15 protein-coding genes are annotated in these 16,669 nt (G+C 48.3%); 3 read left to right on the forward strand and 12 right to left on the reverse strand.

Annotated features, from left to right (window positions below):
- Nucleotides 1-260 precede the first annotated feature (260 nt).
- The 4 genes from EA392_11440 to EA392_11455 form a co-directional block, all read right to left on the reverse strand.
- On the reverse strand, nt 261-1,871 hold the full coding sequence (locus EA392_11440; protein TVR37918.1) for a PspC domain-containing protein: 1,611 nt from the start codon (nt 1,869-1,871) through the stop codon (nt 261-263).
- 1 nt (nt 1,872) lies between these two features.
- Nucleotides 1,873-2,205, reverse strand: a complete 333-nt coding sequence (locus tag EA392_11445; protein TVR37919.1) for a PadR family transcriptional regulator — start codon at nt 2,203-2,205, stop codon at nt 1,873-1,875.
- A gap of 2 nt (nt 2,206-2,207) precedes the next feature.
- A complete protein-coding gene (locus tag EA392_11450; protein ID TVR37920.1) occupies nt 2,208-2,537 on the reverse strand; it encodes a hypothetical protein in 330 nt (109 codons plus the stop codon).
- A 264-nt stretch (nt 2,538-2,801) separates the two neighbouring features.
- Complete coding sequence (locus EA392_11455) at nt 2,802-3,734, reverse strand: DUF1295 domain-containing protein (GenBank protein ID TVR37921.1); 933 nt, start codon at nt 3,732-3,734, stop codon at nt 2,802-2,804.
- Between the two features lie 104 nt (nt 3,735-3,838).
- On the opposite strand from EA392_11455, the gene EA392_11460 reads away from it, so the two are divergent.
- Nucleotides 3,839-4,495 carry a hypothetical protein gene (locus tag EA392_11460; GenBank protein TVR37922.1) on the forward strand — a complete coding sequence of 219 codons (657 nt, stop codon included), beginning with the start codon at nt 3,839-3,841 and terminating at the stop codon, nt 4,493-4,495.
- A 3-nt stretch (nt 4,496-4,498) separates the two neighbouring features.
- Here the strand turns inward: EA392_11460 and EA392_11465 are convergent, their stop codons facing one another.
- The 7 genes from EA392_11465 to EA392_11495 all read right to left on the reverse strand — a co-directional run bounded on the left by EA392_11465 (nt 4,499) and on the right by EA392_11495 (nt 12,159).
- Complete coding sequence (locus EA392_11465; protein TVR37923.1) at nt 4,499-5,416, reverse strand: hypothetical protein; 918 nt, start codon at nt 5,414-5,416, stop codon at nt 4,499-4,501.
- Between the two features lie 77 nt (nt 5,417-5,493).
- Nucleotides 5,494-6,339: a DUF2490 domain-containing protein gene (locus tag EA392_11470; GenBank protein ID TVR37924.1), complete on the reverse strand. Its 846-nt coding sequence runs from the start codon at nt 6,337-6,339 to the stop codon at nt 5,494-5,496.
- Nucleotides 6,340-6,378: 39 nt separating this feature from the next.
- On the reverse strand, nt 6,379-8,460 hold the full coding sequence (locus EA392_11475) for a hypothetical protein (protein TVR37925.1): 2,082 nt from the start codon (nt 8,458-8,460) through the stop codon (nt 6,379-6,381).
- 101 nt (nt 8,461-8,561) lie between these two features.
- Nucleotides 8,562-9,230, reverse strand: a complete 669-nt coding sequence (locus EA392_11480; protein ID TVR37926.1) for a DUF4159 domain-containing protein — start codon at nt 9,228-9,230, stop codon at nt 8,562-8,564.
- A complete protein-coding gene (locus EA392_11485) occupies nt 9,227-9,544 on the reverse strand; it encodes a hypothetical protein (GenBank protein TVR37927.1) in 318 nt (105 codons plus the stop codon). Before EA392_11485 ends, EA392_11480 begins: the two co-directional genes overlap by 4 nt.
- A complete protein-coding gene (locus tag EA392_11490; GenBank protein TVR37950.1) occupies nt 9,541-10,218 on the reverse strand; it encodes a 16S rRNA (uracil(1498)-N(3))-methyltransferase in 678 nt (225 codons plus the stop codon). Before EA392_11490 ends, EA392_11485 begins: the two co-directional genes overlap by 4 nt.
- 51 nt (nt 10,219-10,269) lie before the next feature.
- A complete protein-coding gene (locus EA392_11495; GenBank protein ID TVR37928.1) occupies nt 10,270-12,159 on the reverse strand; it encodes a T9SS C-terminal target domain-containing protein in 1,890 nt (629 codons plus the stop codon).
- A 27-nt stretch (nt 12,160-12,186) separates the two neighbouring features.
- Between EA392_11495 and EA392_11500 the strand changes: the two genes are divergently transcribed.
- Nucleotides 12,187-12,606 carry a hypothetical protein gene (locus EA392_11500; protein ID TVR37929.1) on the forward strand — a complete coding sequence of 140 codons (420 nt, stop codon included), beginning with the start codon at nt 12,187-12,189 and terminating at the stop codon, nt 12,604-12,606.
- Nucleotides 12,607-12,667: 61 nt separating this feature from the next.
- Nucleotides 12,668-14,911, forward strand: coding sequence for a TonB-dependent receptor (locus EA392_11505; protein TVR37930.1), 2,244 nt, complete (start codon nt 12,668-12,670; stop codon nt 14,909-14,911).
- 3 nt (nt 14,912-14,914) lie between these two features.
- Here EA392_11505 and EA392_11510 read toward each other — a convergent pair whose 3' ends face one another.
- Entirely contained in the window at nt 14,915-16,660 is a 1,746-nt protein-coding gene (locus tag EA392_11510) for a hypothetical protein (GenBank protein TVR37931.1), read from the reverse strand.
- Nucleotides 16,661-16,669 lie beyond the last annotated feature (9 nt).

Raw genomic sequence — 16,669 nt, forward strand, 5'->3', positions numbered from 1 at the left:
AGCAACGACGGCAGGAGTTGCGTAGCGGAGAAATCTATTATGAGATAAAAGTGTGAACTGAATGAGATTTCTCCCCCGAAATTCTTCGGGGCAGGCTACTCCGTGCTTCGTTCCTGAGCACTCCGGTCGAAATGACAAAAAGAATGAACCAAAAAAAACCCGCCTTCACCACAGGGGGCAAAGGCGGGCTGCAGACCCAACGCGGATTTCAAAACTTGTTGCGAATCATCAAAATCACCGGCGTTTGGGCAGTGTAATCATCATCGCAGCGAATCGCACTGCAGGCAGGTAAGTCCGTCCGAGAGCATGGTCCAGGTGTGGCCCGCCATGTCGCGATCATAGGTGTTACTCACGTTTTTAACGTCGTACAGCAGATTGCTCAACGAGGGGTCGAGGTACACCGATTTCCCGGGAGGTACACGCACTTCAACTTTTACACGCTGGTTGCGAATCAGGCTCTCGCGCGGAAACTCAATGTAAGGCTGAAGGCTCAATTCATTGCCACTGATTTGGTAGGAGTACGAAATCTGCTCCGCCCGGCGGTGAGCCAACTGCTTGTCCGACGCGTTGGCTGTGCGGGTTACGACCACCTCAAACACCGTGTCGCGCGCGTGCTCCACAATATTGAGGCGCATGGTTCCGAGCACAATCTTGTCGGATTCGATGCGAATCAAATCGGCAAAATCATCGTCATCATCGTAGCGTTCAAAGAAAATGTCGGGCAAGGCGCGTATGTGAAGCGTATCTCCCGGAACTTCTCTCAGTGGAACTGATTCTGTAATCTTCTGGCTCTTCTGAAAGTCGCGCCCGGTTGAGATACCTGTAAAAATCAATAGGCCGAGTCCCAAAAGCCAAATGATAAACAGCCCGGCTCCCACGCCGCGAACCTTCCATTTGAGCCCAAAAAGAATGTGGATTCCGGTGTACATCAGGCCCAGCAGAGGCAGCCCCACAACCACAATGGATGCAATAAACAGGAATGGCCAGGCCCCGGGAGGTGATATGGCCAGTGCGCCTATCTGGTGCAACATATGGATGGGAAATTGGCTGCTGCCTACCGTTATCAATTGAAAGGAACCCAATCCCATAAATGCAGCCAGGAGTGATACCAGCACAATCACCGTGATGAAAATCAGCAGTACCCCAACAATTTTCACAATGGCGCGTAACAGCAGCAAAATCAGCTTACCCAGAAAAACAAAGAACGATTCAATTCCGTTGCGGGCATCTCTGCTTACGCGTGCGGCTTTTTCGGAATCGGCGAGGTCACCGACGTTTTTTTTTACGCTCTCAAAGGTCTCGTTGACTTTTTTCCCGATGTTTTCGGCCGTTACCGGCTCACCGTGCATTTCGAGCTTTTCGGCGGCGGTGCGTGCTTCGGGCATGATAATCCACAGGATGATGTAAATCGGAACTCCCGACAATCCACCAATGGCGAGCACTACGAAGAGCAGGCGCACCCATACCGGATCGACTCCAAAATAGGCGGCAATCCCAGAAGCTACACCACCAATGGTTTTTCGGTCTCCATCGCGAAAGAGCCTCCTGTTCTTTTTTCGGGTTGAGCTGCTTTGCTGCGAGGTGAACGTATCATGGGTAGATTCCTCACCGTCCACAAAGGCTTCGGGCTTACCCAATATGCTGATTACGTGATCTACGTCGGTACTGTCAACCACCTCTCGTTTGCTGTCGAGGCGCTCACGAAAAATTTCGGCAATGCGGATTTCGATGTCCGTCATGATTTCATCCACGCCATCGGCAGTGGTAAAGTAGCTCCGAATGGTATCCAGGTACTTTTTGAGTTGTGCGTAGGCTTCCTCTTCAATGATAAAGGCAAACCCACTGATATTGATTGATATGGTCTTCTTCATGTTACTTGGTTTTCCGTGTGGTTAGTTGTACGGCTTGCTCCAGTTCTTTCCAGGTGTCGTCGAGCTCTTTCAAAAAGGTGTGCCCCAGTTCGGTGAGCTTGTAATACTTTCGGGGTGGACCGCTGCGCGATTCTTCCCAGCGATAGGTGAGAACACCCATGTTTTTGAGCCGGGTAAGCAGGGGGTAAAGCGTTCCTTCAACCACCATGAGTTTCCCTTCCTTGAGGGTGTCAATGATTTCTGAAGGATACGCTTCTTCGCGGGCCAGTATCGAAAGAATACAATACTCCAGCACACCTTTGCGCATCTGGGCTTTTGTATTTTCGATGTTCATGCTTACAGTACTTTCAGGGTGAATCGGGTGGTGAAGGTGAGGGCGCGAACCGCGAGACCCGGCAGGTTGATTTCCTCAAGCTGCTCGCGTATGTATCGCGAAAGTGTGCGATCATTCGTGTTCAACTCAAGCACTTCAATCTGGCCTTCAGGGTGAAGCTTGATTGTGGCTTCAACCTTTTCAGAAAAGTCGCGGCGCTTGAGATGCTCAGGCACCTTAACCTTTTCGGTAATGGCTTTTGAAACATTTTCCACCGGATCTTGAACAGTGGTTTCGGCCTTGGCGCTCATCAGGCTTCCTGCCATTACGAGCAAAATCATCAGTTTTTTCATTGTGTTCTTTTTTTGGGTTGTTTGAAAAGTGATTTCTTATAGTAGTTGCTGAGGCAAAGATATGGACTAAAAAATGTACTATGCAATACAAAGTACCATATTTTTTTTTGACCATGATGTCATGCGCAGCTTAAGTCGCATGAAATCAATAATAAAGACCTGAAAAAAAATCAGAAAATTTTCGCTGTAGAAATGAGCGAAGGCGAAAAAGGGTGTAAAAACACCTGTGAGCTATACCCGAAAAATCACAAAAACGACGAGTATTTAGCTCTTCTTCCCGGGAAAAGGGAGAAAGCGATTCACCCGTTTCTGGTAATCGCTGTATTGGGGGTACTTGCCGGCGCTGATTTCTTCACCAAACTGGGCGCTTCCCTGAAAGAGAATGATGAGCAACAAAGCTCCTGCGATGCTCCAGTTGAACCATTCGCCTGTGGCCACCACGCTGAAAAAGTAGAATGTGACCCAAATAGCTTGTTCAGCGAAATAGTTGGGATGTCTGCTCAGCGACCACAGACCTTTATCGAGAAAACCTTTGGCGTAATCACCGGTGAGTTTTTCTCCGCGATTGATTTTGCCCCACTTGGCACTTTGAAAGGCCCAATGTTGGTTGTCGGCCACGGTTTCAAATACCAGAAATCCCAGAAATACAATGGCCAATAGGGCGTCTATCAAGCCGATTTCATCCGGATTGAATTGCAGCACCACCAACGAAGGCAGGGTAAAGAGAAGGATGAGCGCGTTTTGATAAGCCGAGATAAAAAAGAGGTTGAAAAGGCTCCACTTCCAGCGCGGCTGAAATTCGGGCTTTTTTCGGAGTACTTCCCAGCGGTGGTCTTCCTTACCCGTCCAGAACTTCCATTTGTAGGCTCCGTGGCGGGAGAAGTTGTAGGTGAGGCGTGCACCCCAAAGCGCAACAAGCACCGCCATAAGTACCAGCCTCGGCGAAAAATCACCATGAGCAGCCACTACCCACACGTAGATGGGAGGTAGAACACTCCAGAGTTTATCTACCTGGCTGTTGTTTCCGGTTACTTCGCCCAGAATGAAACAGAGCGCAGCCGAAATTCCTGCAATGATCAGCAACGTTTGTAAAGCCTGTTGTTCGTGCCAGCCCAGTGGTGTCCCGAAGTAATAGGTAAAGATGGGCACAATGATGATCGCGATGATGAGCAATACGGCAGTTTGAACAATACGCATAGATCTTTGGTGTTGGATGATGGGCGAAAGATAGCTTTCGTTGGGCTTGTTTCATTGGTTTTGGCGGATTTTGTATCATTGAGGCATCGCAAATTTTGTACACTATGAAAATCACCAGATTGATTCCGTTATGCGCTTTTTCACTTGTTTTGGCCGCTTGTGGGCCGCAGGAAATGACCGACCAGGATGGCAATGTGCTGGAGGTGGTTGAAATCGGCAACCAGCTATGGACGGCCTCTAACCTCAACGTGGCTACCTTCAGCAATGGCGACCCCATCCCGGAGGTTAAATCAGCCGATGAGTGGCGCAAAGCTGGTGAGTCAGGTCAGCCTGCATGGTGCTATTTCAACAATGACCCGAAGATGGCCGACCGTTTTGGGCGTTTGTACAATTGGTATGCAGCAACCGATCCGCGTGGCCTTGCCCCGGAAGGATGGCACGTTCCGTCTGATGAAGAGTGGCAGGCTTTGTCTGAAAGTCAGGGTGGGCTTACCCAATCAGGTATTCGGTTAAAATCGTCCTCTGGCTGGGAGCAGCAAGGAAATGGGAACAATGAAAGTGGTTTTAATGCATTGGCTGCCGGCGGCAGAGGAGGGCAGAGCGGTTTTACCGGTCAGGGAAGGGTGGCTGTGTTTTGGAGCACCACATCCAAAAGCCCGAGTTTCGCTTTCTATTATGTTCTACACGCTTCGCGCACGGGCATTTTTCGGGAGAATGACGATAAAATGAGCGGGTTTTCGATTCGCTGTGTGCGGGACTAAACGCTACTTTTCGGTCGGTTTGTCGTCTTTCCACTGACCTTTGTACCGCACCGCGCTGTCCATATCGTATAGCGTGCCAAAGCCGTTACGGCGGTCGTTTTTCCACTCACCTTCGTAGCGGTCGCCATTGGGCCAGTAGTAGGTTCCCTGACCTTCGCGCACACCATTTACGTAGCTCCCCACGTATTTTTCACCGTCCACCCATTCAAAGGTTCCTTCACCGTGTCTCAGGTTGTTTTTCCAGTTTCCGCGGTAAATACTGCCTGTGGTCCAGATACCTACGCCACCACCATTGGCTTTGCCGTTTTCTACTTCGCCCAGGTAGTGGATTTTGTGACCTCTTGGGCTGTTAAAGGTGATTACCTGTACTTTAGATACTTTTTGTAACTCTTTCTCTTTCTTTGCCAGTTGTGCTACCAGTTCTTCTTTTTCGGAATTCATGTGTGTTCCCACCTCTTTTAACCGCCCTGTGAGACTATCTACGGCGGCTTCAAGCTGTGTTATATTTTCACGTTGCTTCGACAACAAAAAGTCTCTGGGATCTACTTTGGTTTCGTTGGTGCTTTTCTGCATTTCGAGCATGTTTTCAATATGCTCGATACGTGCATCAACACGGGCAACGAGCGCGTTGTCTCCCACAGACAAAATGTTCTGATACTGCTCAAGCGCTTTCTCATAGTTACCCTCCAAAATCAAGGTTTCATCAGCACGATTAAGATGATCCAGACGCTGCAGGCTACCCTCTATTCTGGCTGTTTCTTCCTGTTGCGTTTTAATGCGCTCGGCAATGGTTTTGTTTTGCCCCAATGCCCACATAAACATTCCGAACATGACCAGTGCAATTAGAGACAGGATGATAAACCAACCAACAAATTTCTTGTTTTGCCATAGGTTTTGGGAAGACTGATGAGGATGTGACATGTGGGAAATAAGTATGATGTTTTATGCTTCCGCAAAGGTACTAAGAATAGCGGGTCTGCGCCTGACACGCTATGACCTTAATCGAAAACTCGCGATTCGGGAATTCTGTTCTCAAATTTCCGCAAGTCGGGTGTCCACCATAGATTGATACGTGCCACGTAGCGCTGGCGGTAGTCATATCCACGCCCCACACGTTGCCCCAAGGTGTACATGAGGCCTGCAGAGATGGCCACTTTGGTGCTGAGAATATATCCAATTGAAGGGTAAATACGCAAATCCTCAAGAGGTGCATCTGTAACAACTTTTCCGCTTTGCATAATAATTTCTGCATTGATAACATCTGCGTAAAACACTCCAGGCTTAAAGGTGGGCCCGTTGATTGGGATTTTAAAAAGCAAGCGGTATCTCCACCGGTCGCGATACACCCAATCAGCGCCTATGCGATTGTTTCGGTTCCATCGATGTTCTATTCGGATTCGGTGTTGAAGTACAAAGTCCTTTCGGCCGAGCTTTCCTTTCATGGGAAAACTGTACTCGTGCCATATACGGGGCTCGAGCGTTAATTCTTCAAAATCTTCGTTGCCGGGTTCTGGAGTGAAGTTTAATCTCAATACGGGCCCAACGGTAAAGATAAAGCGGTCTGAAAACTTATAGGTGATTGCGTGGCGGTTATAAATTTGTGCCATTCGGCCCACCCATGGAGTTCCATCGTAGTTGGACCGCCGGTAGTGGTGCTGTGCCTCGTAGTACAGTTTGTCTCCCAGTCTGATGGTGGTGTAGGTTCCTAACCACACCAGGGTTCCGGGGTCTTCAAAACGTGCTCCATCGGGTATGTTGAACTCGGGGTCCTGCGCATAAGAGTGATTGGTGAACATCAGTATCGCAAATGCGACAAAGAGCAGGCCTCTTTGCAAGAAACACATCAAACGGGTTTGCGGAAGTACTCCTCTGGAATCCACGAATTAATTCAGGTTAAGGTTCAATGAGATGATTTGCATGATTTCTTCAGGGTCAGAAACTCTGCGGAGTTGTCTCTCCATTTCACGCGTGTCCTGATCGCGTAACTCAACCATACGCTGGTAGAGATTCACCATGTTTTGTTGCTTTTCTTGTAGTCTGCCGCATTCTGCGTTGGTCATCATATCGTCAAGCACCAAGGGAAGCAGCGTATTTTCATACACGCGATACAAACGTTCTTTGATTCTTTCGTCCATATAGGTAAAGGTGTAGGCATTCCACACGCTGCGGGTATAAATCTCTTCGAGTCTTTCAATTCTCAGAGGAATACGCTCTATCATCTCATACGCTTCAATAGCCTCGCGGTAACATTTCTGTACAGCTTTGATTTCGTCTATCTTTTGGTCAATATCGAGTCGTGCATACCGCTTAAACTCTTCAGTCGCCATGCTTGTCATGGCTTCTGCAATGCGTTCGTGAAACCGGTTAAAATCATCCCTTCCTGCCTGATTTTTGAAAAAAGCCAACACAGAGTCACGTTTTTCAACAAGACGCTCTTCGCGCTCGGTTAGTTCTCCTTCCAGTTTGTAGCGTTCGAGTATTTCTTCGGTACTGTTGTTGAGGTTAATGAGAATATCCCGAGTGCGCTCAAGATGATGGTGCAAATTATGAAGGTTCGCATCGTTGTTTAACAACGCTTTGGGAAAATCAAAAGTCTCGCTTTCCGGCTTTCCTTTCACTTCAAAGTTAACAGCCGCCTGGTATTCAATTTCCGGAGTGATGTGTGGCATAAGGTTGTTGCGGTCCAGATAGAGAAAGGCGTCATCTGTAACAATCTTTACGCAGGGTCTTAACACGGACAGGGTTTCTTCAAAAATTTCAATGACACGGGCGTACAGTGCGATTTCTTTGTGAGCGTGTCGCCCAACCTCTAAAAGACTGTTTTGTTGAAAGCGGTGGATGAGATTTTCAGAATCACTCAACAGTTTTTTAAGTTCGTTCCTTTTACCTTCTTCTTCAGCATTCATAGGGTATATGGTGACTTTTACGACAGGCATTACAGGCTCGTCACTACCGCTCAGTGCACTCCAAACCGGAATACTATCAAAGTCACTGAATGAGGTCAGAAATTTGCTGAATCCCAGATTGAAGTAGGAAATCAGTTCAGAGCTGGTTTCTCCTGTAATCTTTTCTTCGTTTGCAGACGGCTGAAAACCAATAGCGGAAAATTCAAGGATTTTGAAATACAATTTACCCACAGCGACTTCTGATACATGATTTTCAGAAAGATCTGCACTCAGATGAATTCCTCTGTGTTCGACATTAAAGCGCTCATTGTTTTTCTCGAAATAGTGTTCCACCAAAAGCCCATTTTGGTATACCCGTACTTCGTCTAGAGCTAGTTCGCCTCTTTGTCCTCTTTTAAAGCGCCAAAGCCCATCTAATTGCCCCAAATCGTTGAAACCTCCTGTAATTCTGAGCTCGCCTTTTTTTCCTTTGAATTCTTTTGCAAAGCGCCCTTTGTGGAAGAAAGCTTCGGATTGAAAAATAGTGTCGGAAATCTGGCTTGCTTTAATGCGATTGAGTGCGATGTTCCACTTCCCCTGGGCTTTTCCTTTTTCAAATTTGGCCGAAACAACAAAGTCTTCGCCGTCGGCTTCTTTCACCAACTGATAGCCCCTTATGGCAAAACCAGGACTTACTGTGAAGTTTTTAAAACTGAACTCCCAATTACCCGATTTGTTCCCATCAAGGTAACTGCCGGCATAGGATACTCCGAGAAGGTTGTTCTCATTTTCAGGAGCTCTTTTAGTGGCATCGAAACGAAATGGGCCGTGGTAGATTGTATCGTTTCTTTCCACTTTGTAGGCGAACTGGGCATGCCCCTCCCAGCCTGTTTTCAATGCATAATAACCTTCATAGAGTTTTTCTGACTTTCCAGACTGTGCACTGGACGGCACAGCGTGGGACAAGAATAGGAGAGTGATTGAAATACAGGCTTTTGAAATCGATTTCACCCGGATAAAACCAGTAATCAAACTTCGGATGGCATCAGTGAAGTACAAACGGGTGCAGATTCGATTCATTTTTAAGGAAGTCGCAAAACTAAAAAACAGGGGCTATATTAAAGGTGGGTGCATGGACAATTAACAAAGTTTGAATTTTGACAACGTCAGGCACGCTGCGTTTAATTCAAACTCGCCTTATTGAACACATACTGCACAATATTGGCGCCCATTTTCAAAGACTTCAAACGGGTTTCTTCCGTATTTCCATGTACTTCGGCGTCTTCCCAACCGTCGCTGAGGTCGGTTTCGTAAGTGTAGTACAGCACCAGGCGTCCGTCGTGAAAAAGGCCGAAGCCCTGTGGTGGCTTGCCGTCGTGCTCGTGAATTTTAGGCAAACCGTCGGGAAAATGAAAACGCTGGCTGTAAATAGGATGATTAAACGGAAGTTCTACAAGCTTCTGATCGGGAAACACGCGTTCCAGTTGCGGCCGGATAAATGGATCCATTCCGTAGTTGTCGTCAATGTGTAAAAACCCTCCGCTTTCCAGGTAGGTGCGCAGGTTTTCGGCTTCGGAGGCACTGAACACCACGTTTCCGTGACCGGTCATGTGCACAAAAGGGTAGTTGAACAGATCAGGACTTCCTACTTCCACCACCGCCACGTCTTCGTTGATGTGCATTCCGAGTTCTTCATTGCAGAATTTCACCAGGTTGGGAACGGCTGTCGGGTCGGAATACCAATCGCCACCGCCCTTGTATTTGAGCACGGCAAACTGGTAAGAGCCCTTTTGGGCATGGGCCGACATGGCAATCAGGCACAAAAGAAAAAGAGCATTTCTAATAATCATGGACATTGATTCACAAATTGATAGGTGAGTAAGCTGTCATTGCATTGAACCACCACAAGATACTGCTGCTCCTGCACAACCTGAAAGGTTCGGAAACTTCCGGGCAGTACTTTTTGGGCTTCGGGCACTCCCACGTACACCAACGCAGTATCAGCGCAGGCATTGTCCAATACTAACTCACCCGAAAAGTGAGCGTTGTAAACGATGTTGAATCTGCGCTCCAGCACGGGCTCGCAAATCTTGTTGATCTGCGCCTGGTTACACGCTGCAAAAATCGGTAACATCGATAGAAACAGAAGTTTGTGTGCTTTCATAGGGCCTTGAGCGCCACGCAGTGAACAGCAGCAATGGCCGCCGTTTCGGTGCGTAACCTTGCGTTGCCCAAAGATACGGCTTTAAAACCGGCGGCCAGAGCAGCTTGTACTTCGGTTTCGTCAAAATCTCCTTCGGGACCAATCAAAACGGTAACCGTTTCAGCCAGATCCTGCTGCATAAGATGTGGGAGCTCATCCGCTCTGCAATGCGCAATAAAGCGCGCTTCGTCCACGCCACCTTGCTCTTTGAGGAAGTTTTTAAAAGACATGGCTTCGGTAATTTCCGGAAGATAGGCCTGCATGGATTGTTTCATGGCAGCCACCAGTATTTTACGGCAGCGCTCAATTTTTACCACCTTGCGCTCACTGTGGTGGGTTATGAGCGGAACAATTCGCTCCACACCCAATTCGGTGGCTTTCTCCAAAAACCACTCAAAGCGATCTAATTGCTTGGTTGGTGAAACGGCCATTGTGAGTTGCACTGTGCGTTTGGGAAGGCTCTGTTTTTCAATCACATTAAAAACGCACTGCTTCTTGAGTACAGCCGCCAGGCTACCCAGGTAGATGTTTCCTTTTCCGTCCAGAATGCGCGCCTGTGCGCCGGTTTCGAGTCGCAAAACCTTAATGGCGTGCCTGCTTTCTTCTTCGGAAAGAAGCAGCCCCTGAGGAGTGATGGTTTCGGTGTAGAAAACGTGCAAAGCCTGGTTGGGTGATTTGCGGTAAATCTATCGCTTGATGACTTTTTCGGTAACCGTTTCGCCGTTTTCGCTCATCACCCTTAGGATATAGGTGCCACCTGCAAGATGTCCCATGTCAAAGCTCAGGAGGTTGCGTCCTTCTTTGATGCGGTCATTGTACAGTTGTGCAACCACGCGACCCTGTATGTCAAAAAGCGAAACATCGGCCACAAAAGCTCTGTCATGCGTGATTTCAAGCGAAAACATGTCGCGCATTGGATTGGGGAAGGCGGTTAATTGCATGGCAGGTTCTGCAGGTTTTTGCTCCTGCACACTCACAAACTGTCCGGAGATACTCAGTTCGGCCAACCATGTTCCGTGTCTTTGGTTGGGCAGACCGAAGGAGCCGGCAATCCAGACATTTCCGGGTGTTCCGTACACCGGTTGTGAGCCGGAGTAATCGCCCCATCGGTCGTAGGTTCCGCTGAGAACATTCACGTAATTGTCTCCTTCCTTCAGTACGATGCGCTCACTGTAATCCTGTTGGGTATGATCGTAATACACACACGATGTGCCTGCAAAATGGGTGGGGCCGGTATGTACAAACGACAGGAGTGTGTTTTGATCTACACCGTGGGTACCCATCAAGGAAATGTTGGGGTAGCCAATGTCCAGGTCATCTTGCGGAAAGGAAACAATATTGCCTGAAACGGTAGGGCTGCTGCTCAGGTTTTCGATAAATCCGTGGTACACGGCCGTTACGCCGCTCTCAGGATCAAGGCAATTTTGCACAAACTGGATGTTGTCGTCGTCAAAAAGCACAGCACCCAGTACGCGGGAGTCGTTGGTGTCAAAAATGTGGTCATTTGCCTGACGGGCTTCGGGTGCCAGGTAGTAAGGCTGCGAGGAGGTGAGCGCCTGGATGGTCACTTCTGCCGCTCCACTGGCAAGTGTGTTGGTTACTTCCAGCAGAAAAATGGTGTCGTTTTCCAGCGCAAAATTTCGGTTCGAAAGAAGGTACATGTTGTTGCGGTCAAAAAAAGCTTCACCATCTACAGGATTCAGGTTGCGTATCAGTGTATTTCCCCAGGTGAAATCGGTAAGAAGTTCGGCTTCCATATCGTCCTCAGCGCTGTACACCGATTCTTTGTCTATTTGCCAGATCATGGAGCCGTCAAAGCCGGTTTGCCACGGCTCCCCGGGGATGATAAAGTTGGCGGTGATAAAAAAGTCTGAGGCGTTTTGTGAAAGGGCAGGGTAATCGGTCCATCGATTGTTATCGAATGGATTTCCTGGCAGGGAATAAAAACTCCATTCACCGGTGGGGTTGCCGGGTTCTGAAACGGCAAAAATGATAAGCGACAAATTGGGGGTTGAGGCTCGTAGAAAGGTAAAAAAGAAACGGTCTGCCTGCGGGTCGTAAATGATTTTGGGGTCGTACTTTGCCGGTGTGCCAAATTGAAAGGAGGTAAAGGTATTGAAGTTCGCATCGTACAGAAGCGAGTCTTCTACAAGGTCGTAGATGTAAATGGTTGAATTGATCACAGAAATCAGCTTTCCGTCATTGGAAATGGCCATGTTATTATCGCAAGGAACACTCAAGGTGGGTGCATTTCCTTCAAACATTCTACCAACATCAGGCGAGCTCACAGAGCTGCGCTGGCTTCCTTGTGAACTACTGTTCCGAAGCGGGTACAGCTCGCGTTGAACAGCTTTTTGTTGTCGGAGAAAAGAACGGTAATCACTTCCTCCGGGCGCAGGCATCTCAAGATTGAGCACAGAAACGTTCCAGTCTGGCTCAGCACTTTGCTCACTGAGATTAACGGTTTGATGCTTGGTAATCGCGAACTTTTCCTGCTTGTAACTGAACGATTGCGACATAGCAGGTAGTACAAACAGGGCGAACAAAGTGATGGGGAGACTTGCTTTCATTTGCATTTTGTTTTGCAGAGCGAAAGTAGCAATATGTATTGGATTTTGTTAGGGCAGTTGCCATCTGCGCAGTTCGGTTGGACGGTTGGTGATTTTAATCTAAATTTGTGCAAGATGCGTACCCTGGCTGCCATACTGTTGGGTTTTGTACTTCTGCTGGTTTTTCAACCGCAAGGGTCTTGCACTACAGGTATGTTGTGCAATGCAGGCACCTGTGCTGCTGAGGTGGCCACGAATTGCGAAAACCCCTGTCAAAATGAGCAGGACGAAAATGATTGCAAAGGTGGGTGCAACCCCTTTCAGATTTGTGCTACCTGTTGTTATTGCATGCCAGGAAACACAACCGAAGCCAGCTTTTTAATGGAAGACTACCTACTGGAGCGTTCATTCGTTTACCGGGCGTCTGTTCCAATGGACTTAGCTTTAGATTTCTGGCAGCCACCGAGAGCATAAATGAACCCCGCTCAGTTGCGCACTGATGCGATGAGTACTGTTCATTTTAACTCTCTTCCCCATGAAACCTATTTTATTTGCCCTGCTTTGTAGTTTGCTGTACCTGTCATCCAACGCCCAGACGCTGGCCGGACGAGTAGTGGATGAGAAAGAGGAGCCCCTTCCCGGGGCGGTGGTTTTTATTCCGGCGACACAAAAACACACGAGTACTGATTCCGAAGGTGACTTCACGCTGGATATGTCCGATGCTGACAGTGCGTTCATCGTCATACAGATGATCGGCTTTAGAACGGACACCATTTTTTGGTCCGGGCAAACGGATATGCTTTTTCGGCTTGTTGCCTCAACAGAACTCAGTGAAGTCATCATTCAGGATGAAAAACCGGGGGTTTACATCTCAGAAATGAACCCCATCAAGACCGAAACCATTACCCAAACCGAATTGGGTAAAGCCGCTTGTTGCGACCTTGCCGGATGTTTTGAAACCCAAACCACGGTGCAGCCCCAAACCACCAATGTGATTACCAATTCCAAAGAACTCCGCATTTTGGGCTTGTCGGGTGTGTATAACCAGATCCTGATAGACGGCTTGCCTATGGTGCAGGGCCTGAGCTATACCTATGGTATCAGCGGAATTCCCGGAACCATCGTCGATCAGATACACGTCTCCAAAGGGGCCAACAGCGTGGTTCAGGGGTTTGAGAGTATAAGCGGTCAAATCAACGTTGAAACGCGCAGTCCGGCTAATACGGATCAGCTCTTTGTAAACGCCTATTGGAATAGTTTCAATGAAAAGCATTTTAATGCCAACGCAGCTTTTGGGGGTAAAAAATGGCGAAACCTGGTGGCGGTGCACACAGTTCAACCCGCGGACAGAACCGATCGGCATGGTGATGGGTTCATGGATTTGCCTTTACTCACACGTTATATGGTGTACAACCGGTTTGAGTTTGGAGAAGCTGACAAACCCGGATGGAGTGGCCGGGTGGGCCTGAGGTTGCTGCATGAAGAGCGCGTAGGAGGGCAAATGAACTTTCACCCGGAAAAAGGTTTAGGAGGGCAGGAAATCTACGGGCAACGCGTTGAAATGATGCAACCTGAGTTGTTTGGGAGACTGGATTACACCTTGAGTCAAAGGAGCAGACTATCACTGCTCGCTTCTGGATTTGCCCAGGAGCAGGACAGCTGGTTCGGGCTTCTCGGCTATCGTGCCAGCCAGCGAAATGCTTACCTGAATTTACAGCACGAATGGGACTATAGCCTGTCCGGACGCATGATTTACGGTGTGAGCTTCAGGCATCTCGATTTGCGGGAGACCATAGACCTTGAGAACGATCTGGCCGGCAGAACCTTTGCCGGTAGCTACGCCCGGCTCGAAAACATACCTGGGGTCTTTGCAGAGAATACCTCACATTTTCTCAATCAAAAACTTACGTGGATAGCAGGTATTCGTGCAGATGTGCACAATGAGTTCGGCACGCGCGTAACGCCTCGCACATTGTTGAAGTACAACATTTCAGATCGAACGAGCATACGCGCAAGTGCAGGGATGGGCTGGCGCACCGTCAACCTGTTTAGCGAGAATATTGGTTTGCTGGCTAGTTCGCGCAATGTTATTTTCCAAGAGCACTTGCAACCCGAACAGGCCCTGAATTATGGGCTCAATTTTACCCACAAGTATGAAAGCGGAAAGTGGGACGGGTTTGTGAGTGCCGATTTTTACCACACCTCATTCCAGAATCAGGTTTTTCCGGACTACGACACAGATCCAACCATGGCCATTATTTCCAATTTTACCGGTCCGAGTTATTCCAGAGCCTATCAGGCAGAGTGGCAGGTGCGCTACGATCGTGTGGTGGAACTGAAGCTGGGTTACGGCTACCTTGATGTGTACCGGATGATTGGAGGTGAGCGCTTTGAATTGCCTTTCAATCCGCGACATAAGTTATTGGCAGTGTGGAGCTACAAGCCAAGGTCGGAGCGATTTCACCTGGATGTGAACTTCCATTGGTACGGGCAGCAGCGATTGCCCGATACCGGATCTAACCCCGAGCTGTATCAGCGCCCGGAGTTCTCCGAGTCCTTTACGATGGTGAACGCACAGTTTACGCTAAATACCGGTATGTTTGAGTGGTACCTGGGTTGTGAGAATATTTTTGATTTCCGCCAGATGCGTCCCATTGTGGGGTGGCAAGACCCTTTCGGGCCGTATTTTGACACATCCTCGGTGTGGGGGCCGGTTCGCGGCAGGGAGTTCTATGTGGGATTCAGGTTTAGATTGACGAAGTCTACGCCTGAAGCCTGATTGTCATGTACCGGGTACAACAAATGTGTAACGCAGCACTTCGTCCTTTTCGTTGATGAGGAAGTTCTCTCGAGTTACCTTTGCTTCCGGGTAATGGTGCAGGTAAAAAGCTTCTACTATTTCGCCAAAATTCCAGTATTGGTCAGGATGCAAACGAAAATACCAAACCACAGGTTGTTCGCGGATGGCATAGACACTTTGCTGCCCGGTGCCCGTGTAGCGCTCCATCAGGTTCTGATTGATGGGTGAGCCTGCCGTCCAGCCCAGGTGGTAGGCCCCTTCAAGAGCGTAGGGCAACGAGAACAAGGGATAGTGATTGAGTTCAAGCCAATTCACAAAAAACGCTTCATTTTGGTTTTGAATAAATTCGTACACCTGTTGGTCGCGCACTATACGCTCTTCAATGGCGGTGGGGTAAATCCGCAAATGGCCCCATATCGGTATCAATACTCCGAGGGTAACAAGCGCGGTAACTGCTTGCTGAAGTTTTGTACTGTGTTTATCAACCAAACTGTTGGCCAGCTCAGTGACGTCGGTCAACAACACAATCAAAATGAAGAGGGGCAGGGTGAGTCCGTACAGAACCCACGGTTTAAGCACGCCACCTCCGTACATCACCAATACATAGCCTATCACAAAAATGTATGTCGCATAAAGAGCAAACCAACGCACGAGGGTTTTTCCTTTAAAGTAGGTCCAGGCAAGCAGCAGCGCAAAGAAAATCCAGTATCGCTTTTGCGAAAGGGAGGAGAAAAAGTTGTTGAGGGCATTCACAAACTCGGCTACTGCGGTTTTTGAAAACGTTTTCTCCAAAAGCCCTATTCGCAGGTGTTGGTTGAGGTACACGATTTTCTCCATTTCAAAGCTCGGTGGACCCGGATCGAGGTTGAAATTTGCGGCAACCTCAAAATCGTCTTTGCTCCAACCCACTTCGCGAATCAAGACTTCCTGCATCTCCCAGTTAAAATGAGGGGTATCGGTAGTTGTGATATTGGAGCGCAGGTTGTTGAAATGTTTATATGGTCCATAATCCGGGTGTTGCGCATAGCTATTGAGGTGGTACCTCGTGCTGATTCCTCCCGCGATGAAGATGATAGCCAACAAAAGTACCCGGGTATAGCATTTCCTGTGAAGCAAGTGTGCAATGATTGGTATCGAAAGCAGTACGAACATGATGAGCACCTGATGTCTGATGGCTGCTCCAAGCAGAATAAGGACCGTACCCAATGTAAACTGAATCCACGAGTTCTTGCGGGAGAATAATACGAGCATCAGACCACCAGCCAGGCAAACGGCGGCTACGCGCGTGAAATGGGGAATAAACAACGTAAAGACCACCAACAGAAACAGAAGCAGATGGCGGTTAATGGCTGCTATCCTTGTACTTTTTAAACTTGCAACAGCATATTGTAAAGCGGCATATCCGGTCCACAACGATGCAATCAGATAATAGGTGTACCAATTGATTTGAGGCTGCCATTCATACAACAATCGAAGCAGCTTTCCTATGACCAGATGTGTGAAAATTAAGAACTCCAGGGGTTCACCCGATCGCGCGCCCGATGCAATAGCATTCATCGCAACATCATCATTGGTTTCAAAAACGAGGGGAACAGTGAGGACAATAAGCAGAAATTCAGCTAAACAAACCAGCAACAGGCCGAAGGTTTTGGCAACACCGGGCGGTGACAGCTCTGGAAGCTTTCCTTCAAACAGATAGTTTAACAATTTTTGAAAGGTCGGAAACACGAGAGTATT

The organism is Cryomorphaceae bacterium (assembly GCA_007695365.1).
In the GTDB taxonomy this organism is placed as follows: Bacteria; Bacteroidota; Bacteroidia; order Flavobacteriales_D; family SKUL01; genus SKUL01.

What these genes read in the sequence shown, in the direction of transcription:
- EA392_11450 (TVR37920.1), bottom strand. Translation starts at nt 2,537, where the DNA reads ATGAAAAAACTGATGATTTTGCTCGTAATGGCAGGAAGCCTGATGAGC.
- EA392_11460 (TVR37922.1), top strand. Translation starts at nt 3,839, where the DNA reads ATGAAAATCACCAGATTGATTCCGTTATGCGCTTTTTCACTTGTTTTG.
- EA392_11445 (TVR37919.1), bottom strand. Translation starts at nt 2,205, where the DNA reads ATGAACATCGAAAATACAAAAGCCCAGATGCGCAAAGGTGTGCTGGAG.
- EA392_11470 (TVR37924.1), bottom strand. Translation starts at nt 6,339, where the DNA reads ATGTGTTTCTTGCAAAGAGGCCTGCTCTTTGTCGCATTTGCGATACTG.
- EA392_11495 (TVR37928.1), bottom strand. Translation starts at nt 12,159, where the DNA reads ATGCAAATGAAAGCAAGTCTCCCCATCACTTTGTTCGCCCTGTTTGTA.
- EA392_11500 (TVR37929.1), top strand. Translation starts at nt 12,187, where the DNA reads ATGTATTGGATTTTGTTAGGGCAGTTGCCATCTGCGCAGTTCGGTTGG.
- EA392_11440 (TVR37918.1), bottom strand. Translation starts at nt 1,871, where the DNA reads ATGAAGAAGACCATATCAATCAATATCAGTGGGTTTGCCTTTATCATT.
- EA392_11505 (TVR37930.1), top strand. Translation starts at nt 12,668, where the DNA reads ATGAAACCTATTTTATTTGCCCTGCTTTGTAGTTTGCTGTACCTGTCA.
- EA392_11465 (TVR37923.1), bottom strand. Translation starts at nt 5,416, where the DNA reads ATGTCACATCCTCATCAGTCTTCCCAAAACCTATGGCAAAACAAGAAA.
- EA392_11480 (TVR37926.1), bottom strand. Translation starts at nt 9,230, where the DNA reads ATGATTATTAGAAATGCTCTTTTTCTTTTGTGCCTGATTGCCATGTCG.
- EA392_11485 (TVR37927.1), bottom strand. Translation starts at nt 9,544, where the DNA reads ATGAAAGCACACAAACTTCTGTTTCTATCGATGTTACCGATTTTTGCA.
- EA392_11455 (TVR37921.1), bottom strand. Translation starts at nt 3,734, where the DNA reads ATGCGTATTGTTCAAACTGCCGTATTGCTCATCATCGCGATCATCATT.
- EA392_11475 (TVR37925.1), bottom strand. Translation starts at nt 8,460, where the DNA reads ATGAATCGAATCTGCACCCGTTTGTACTTCACTGATGCCATCCGAAGT.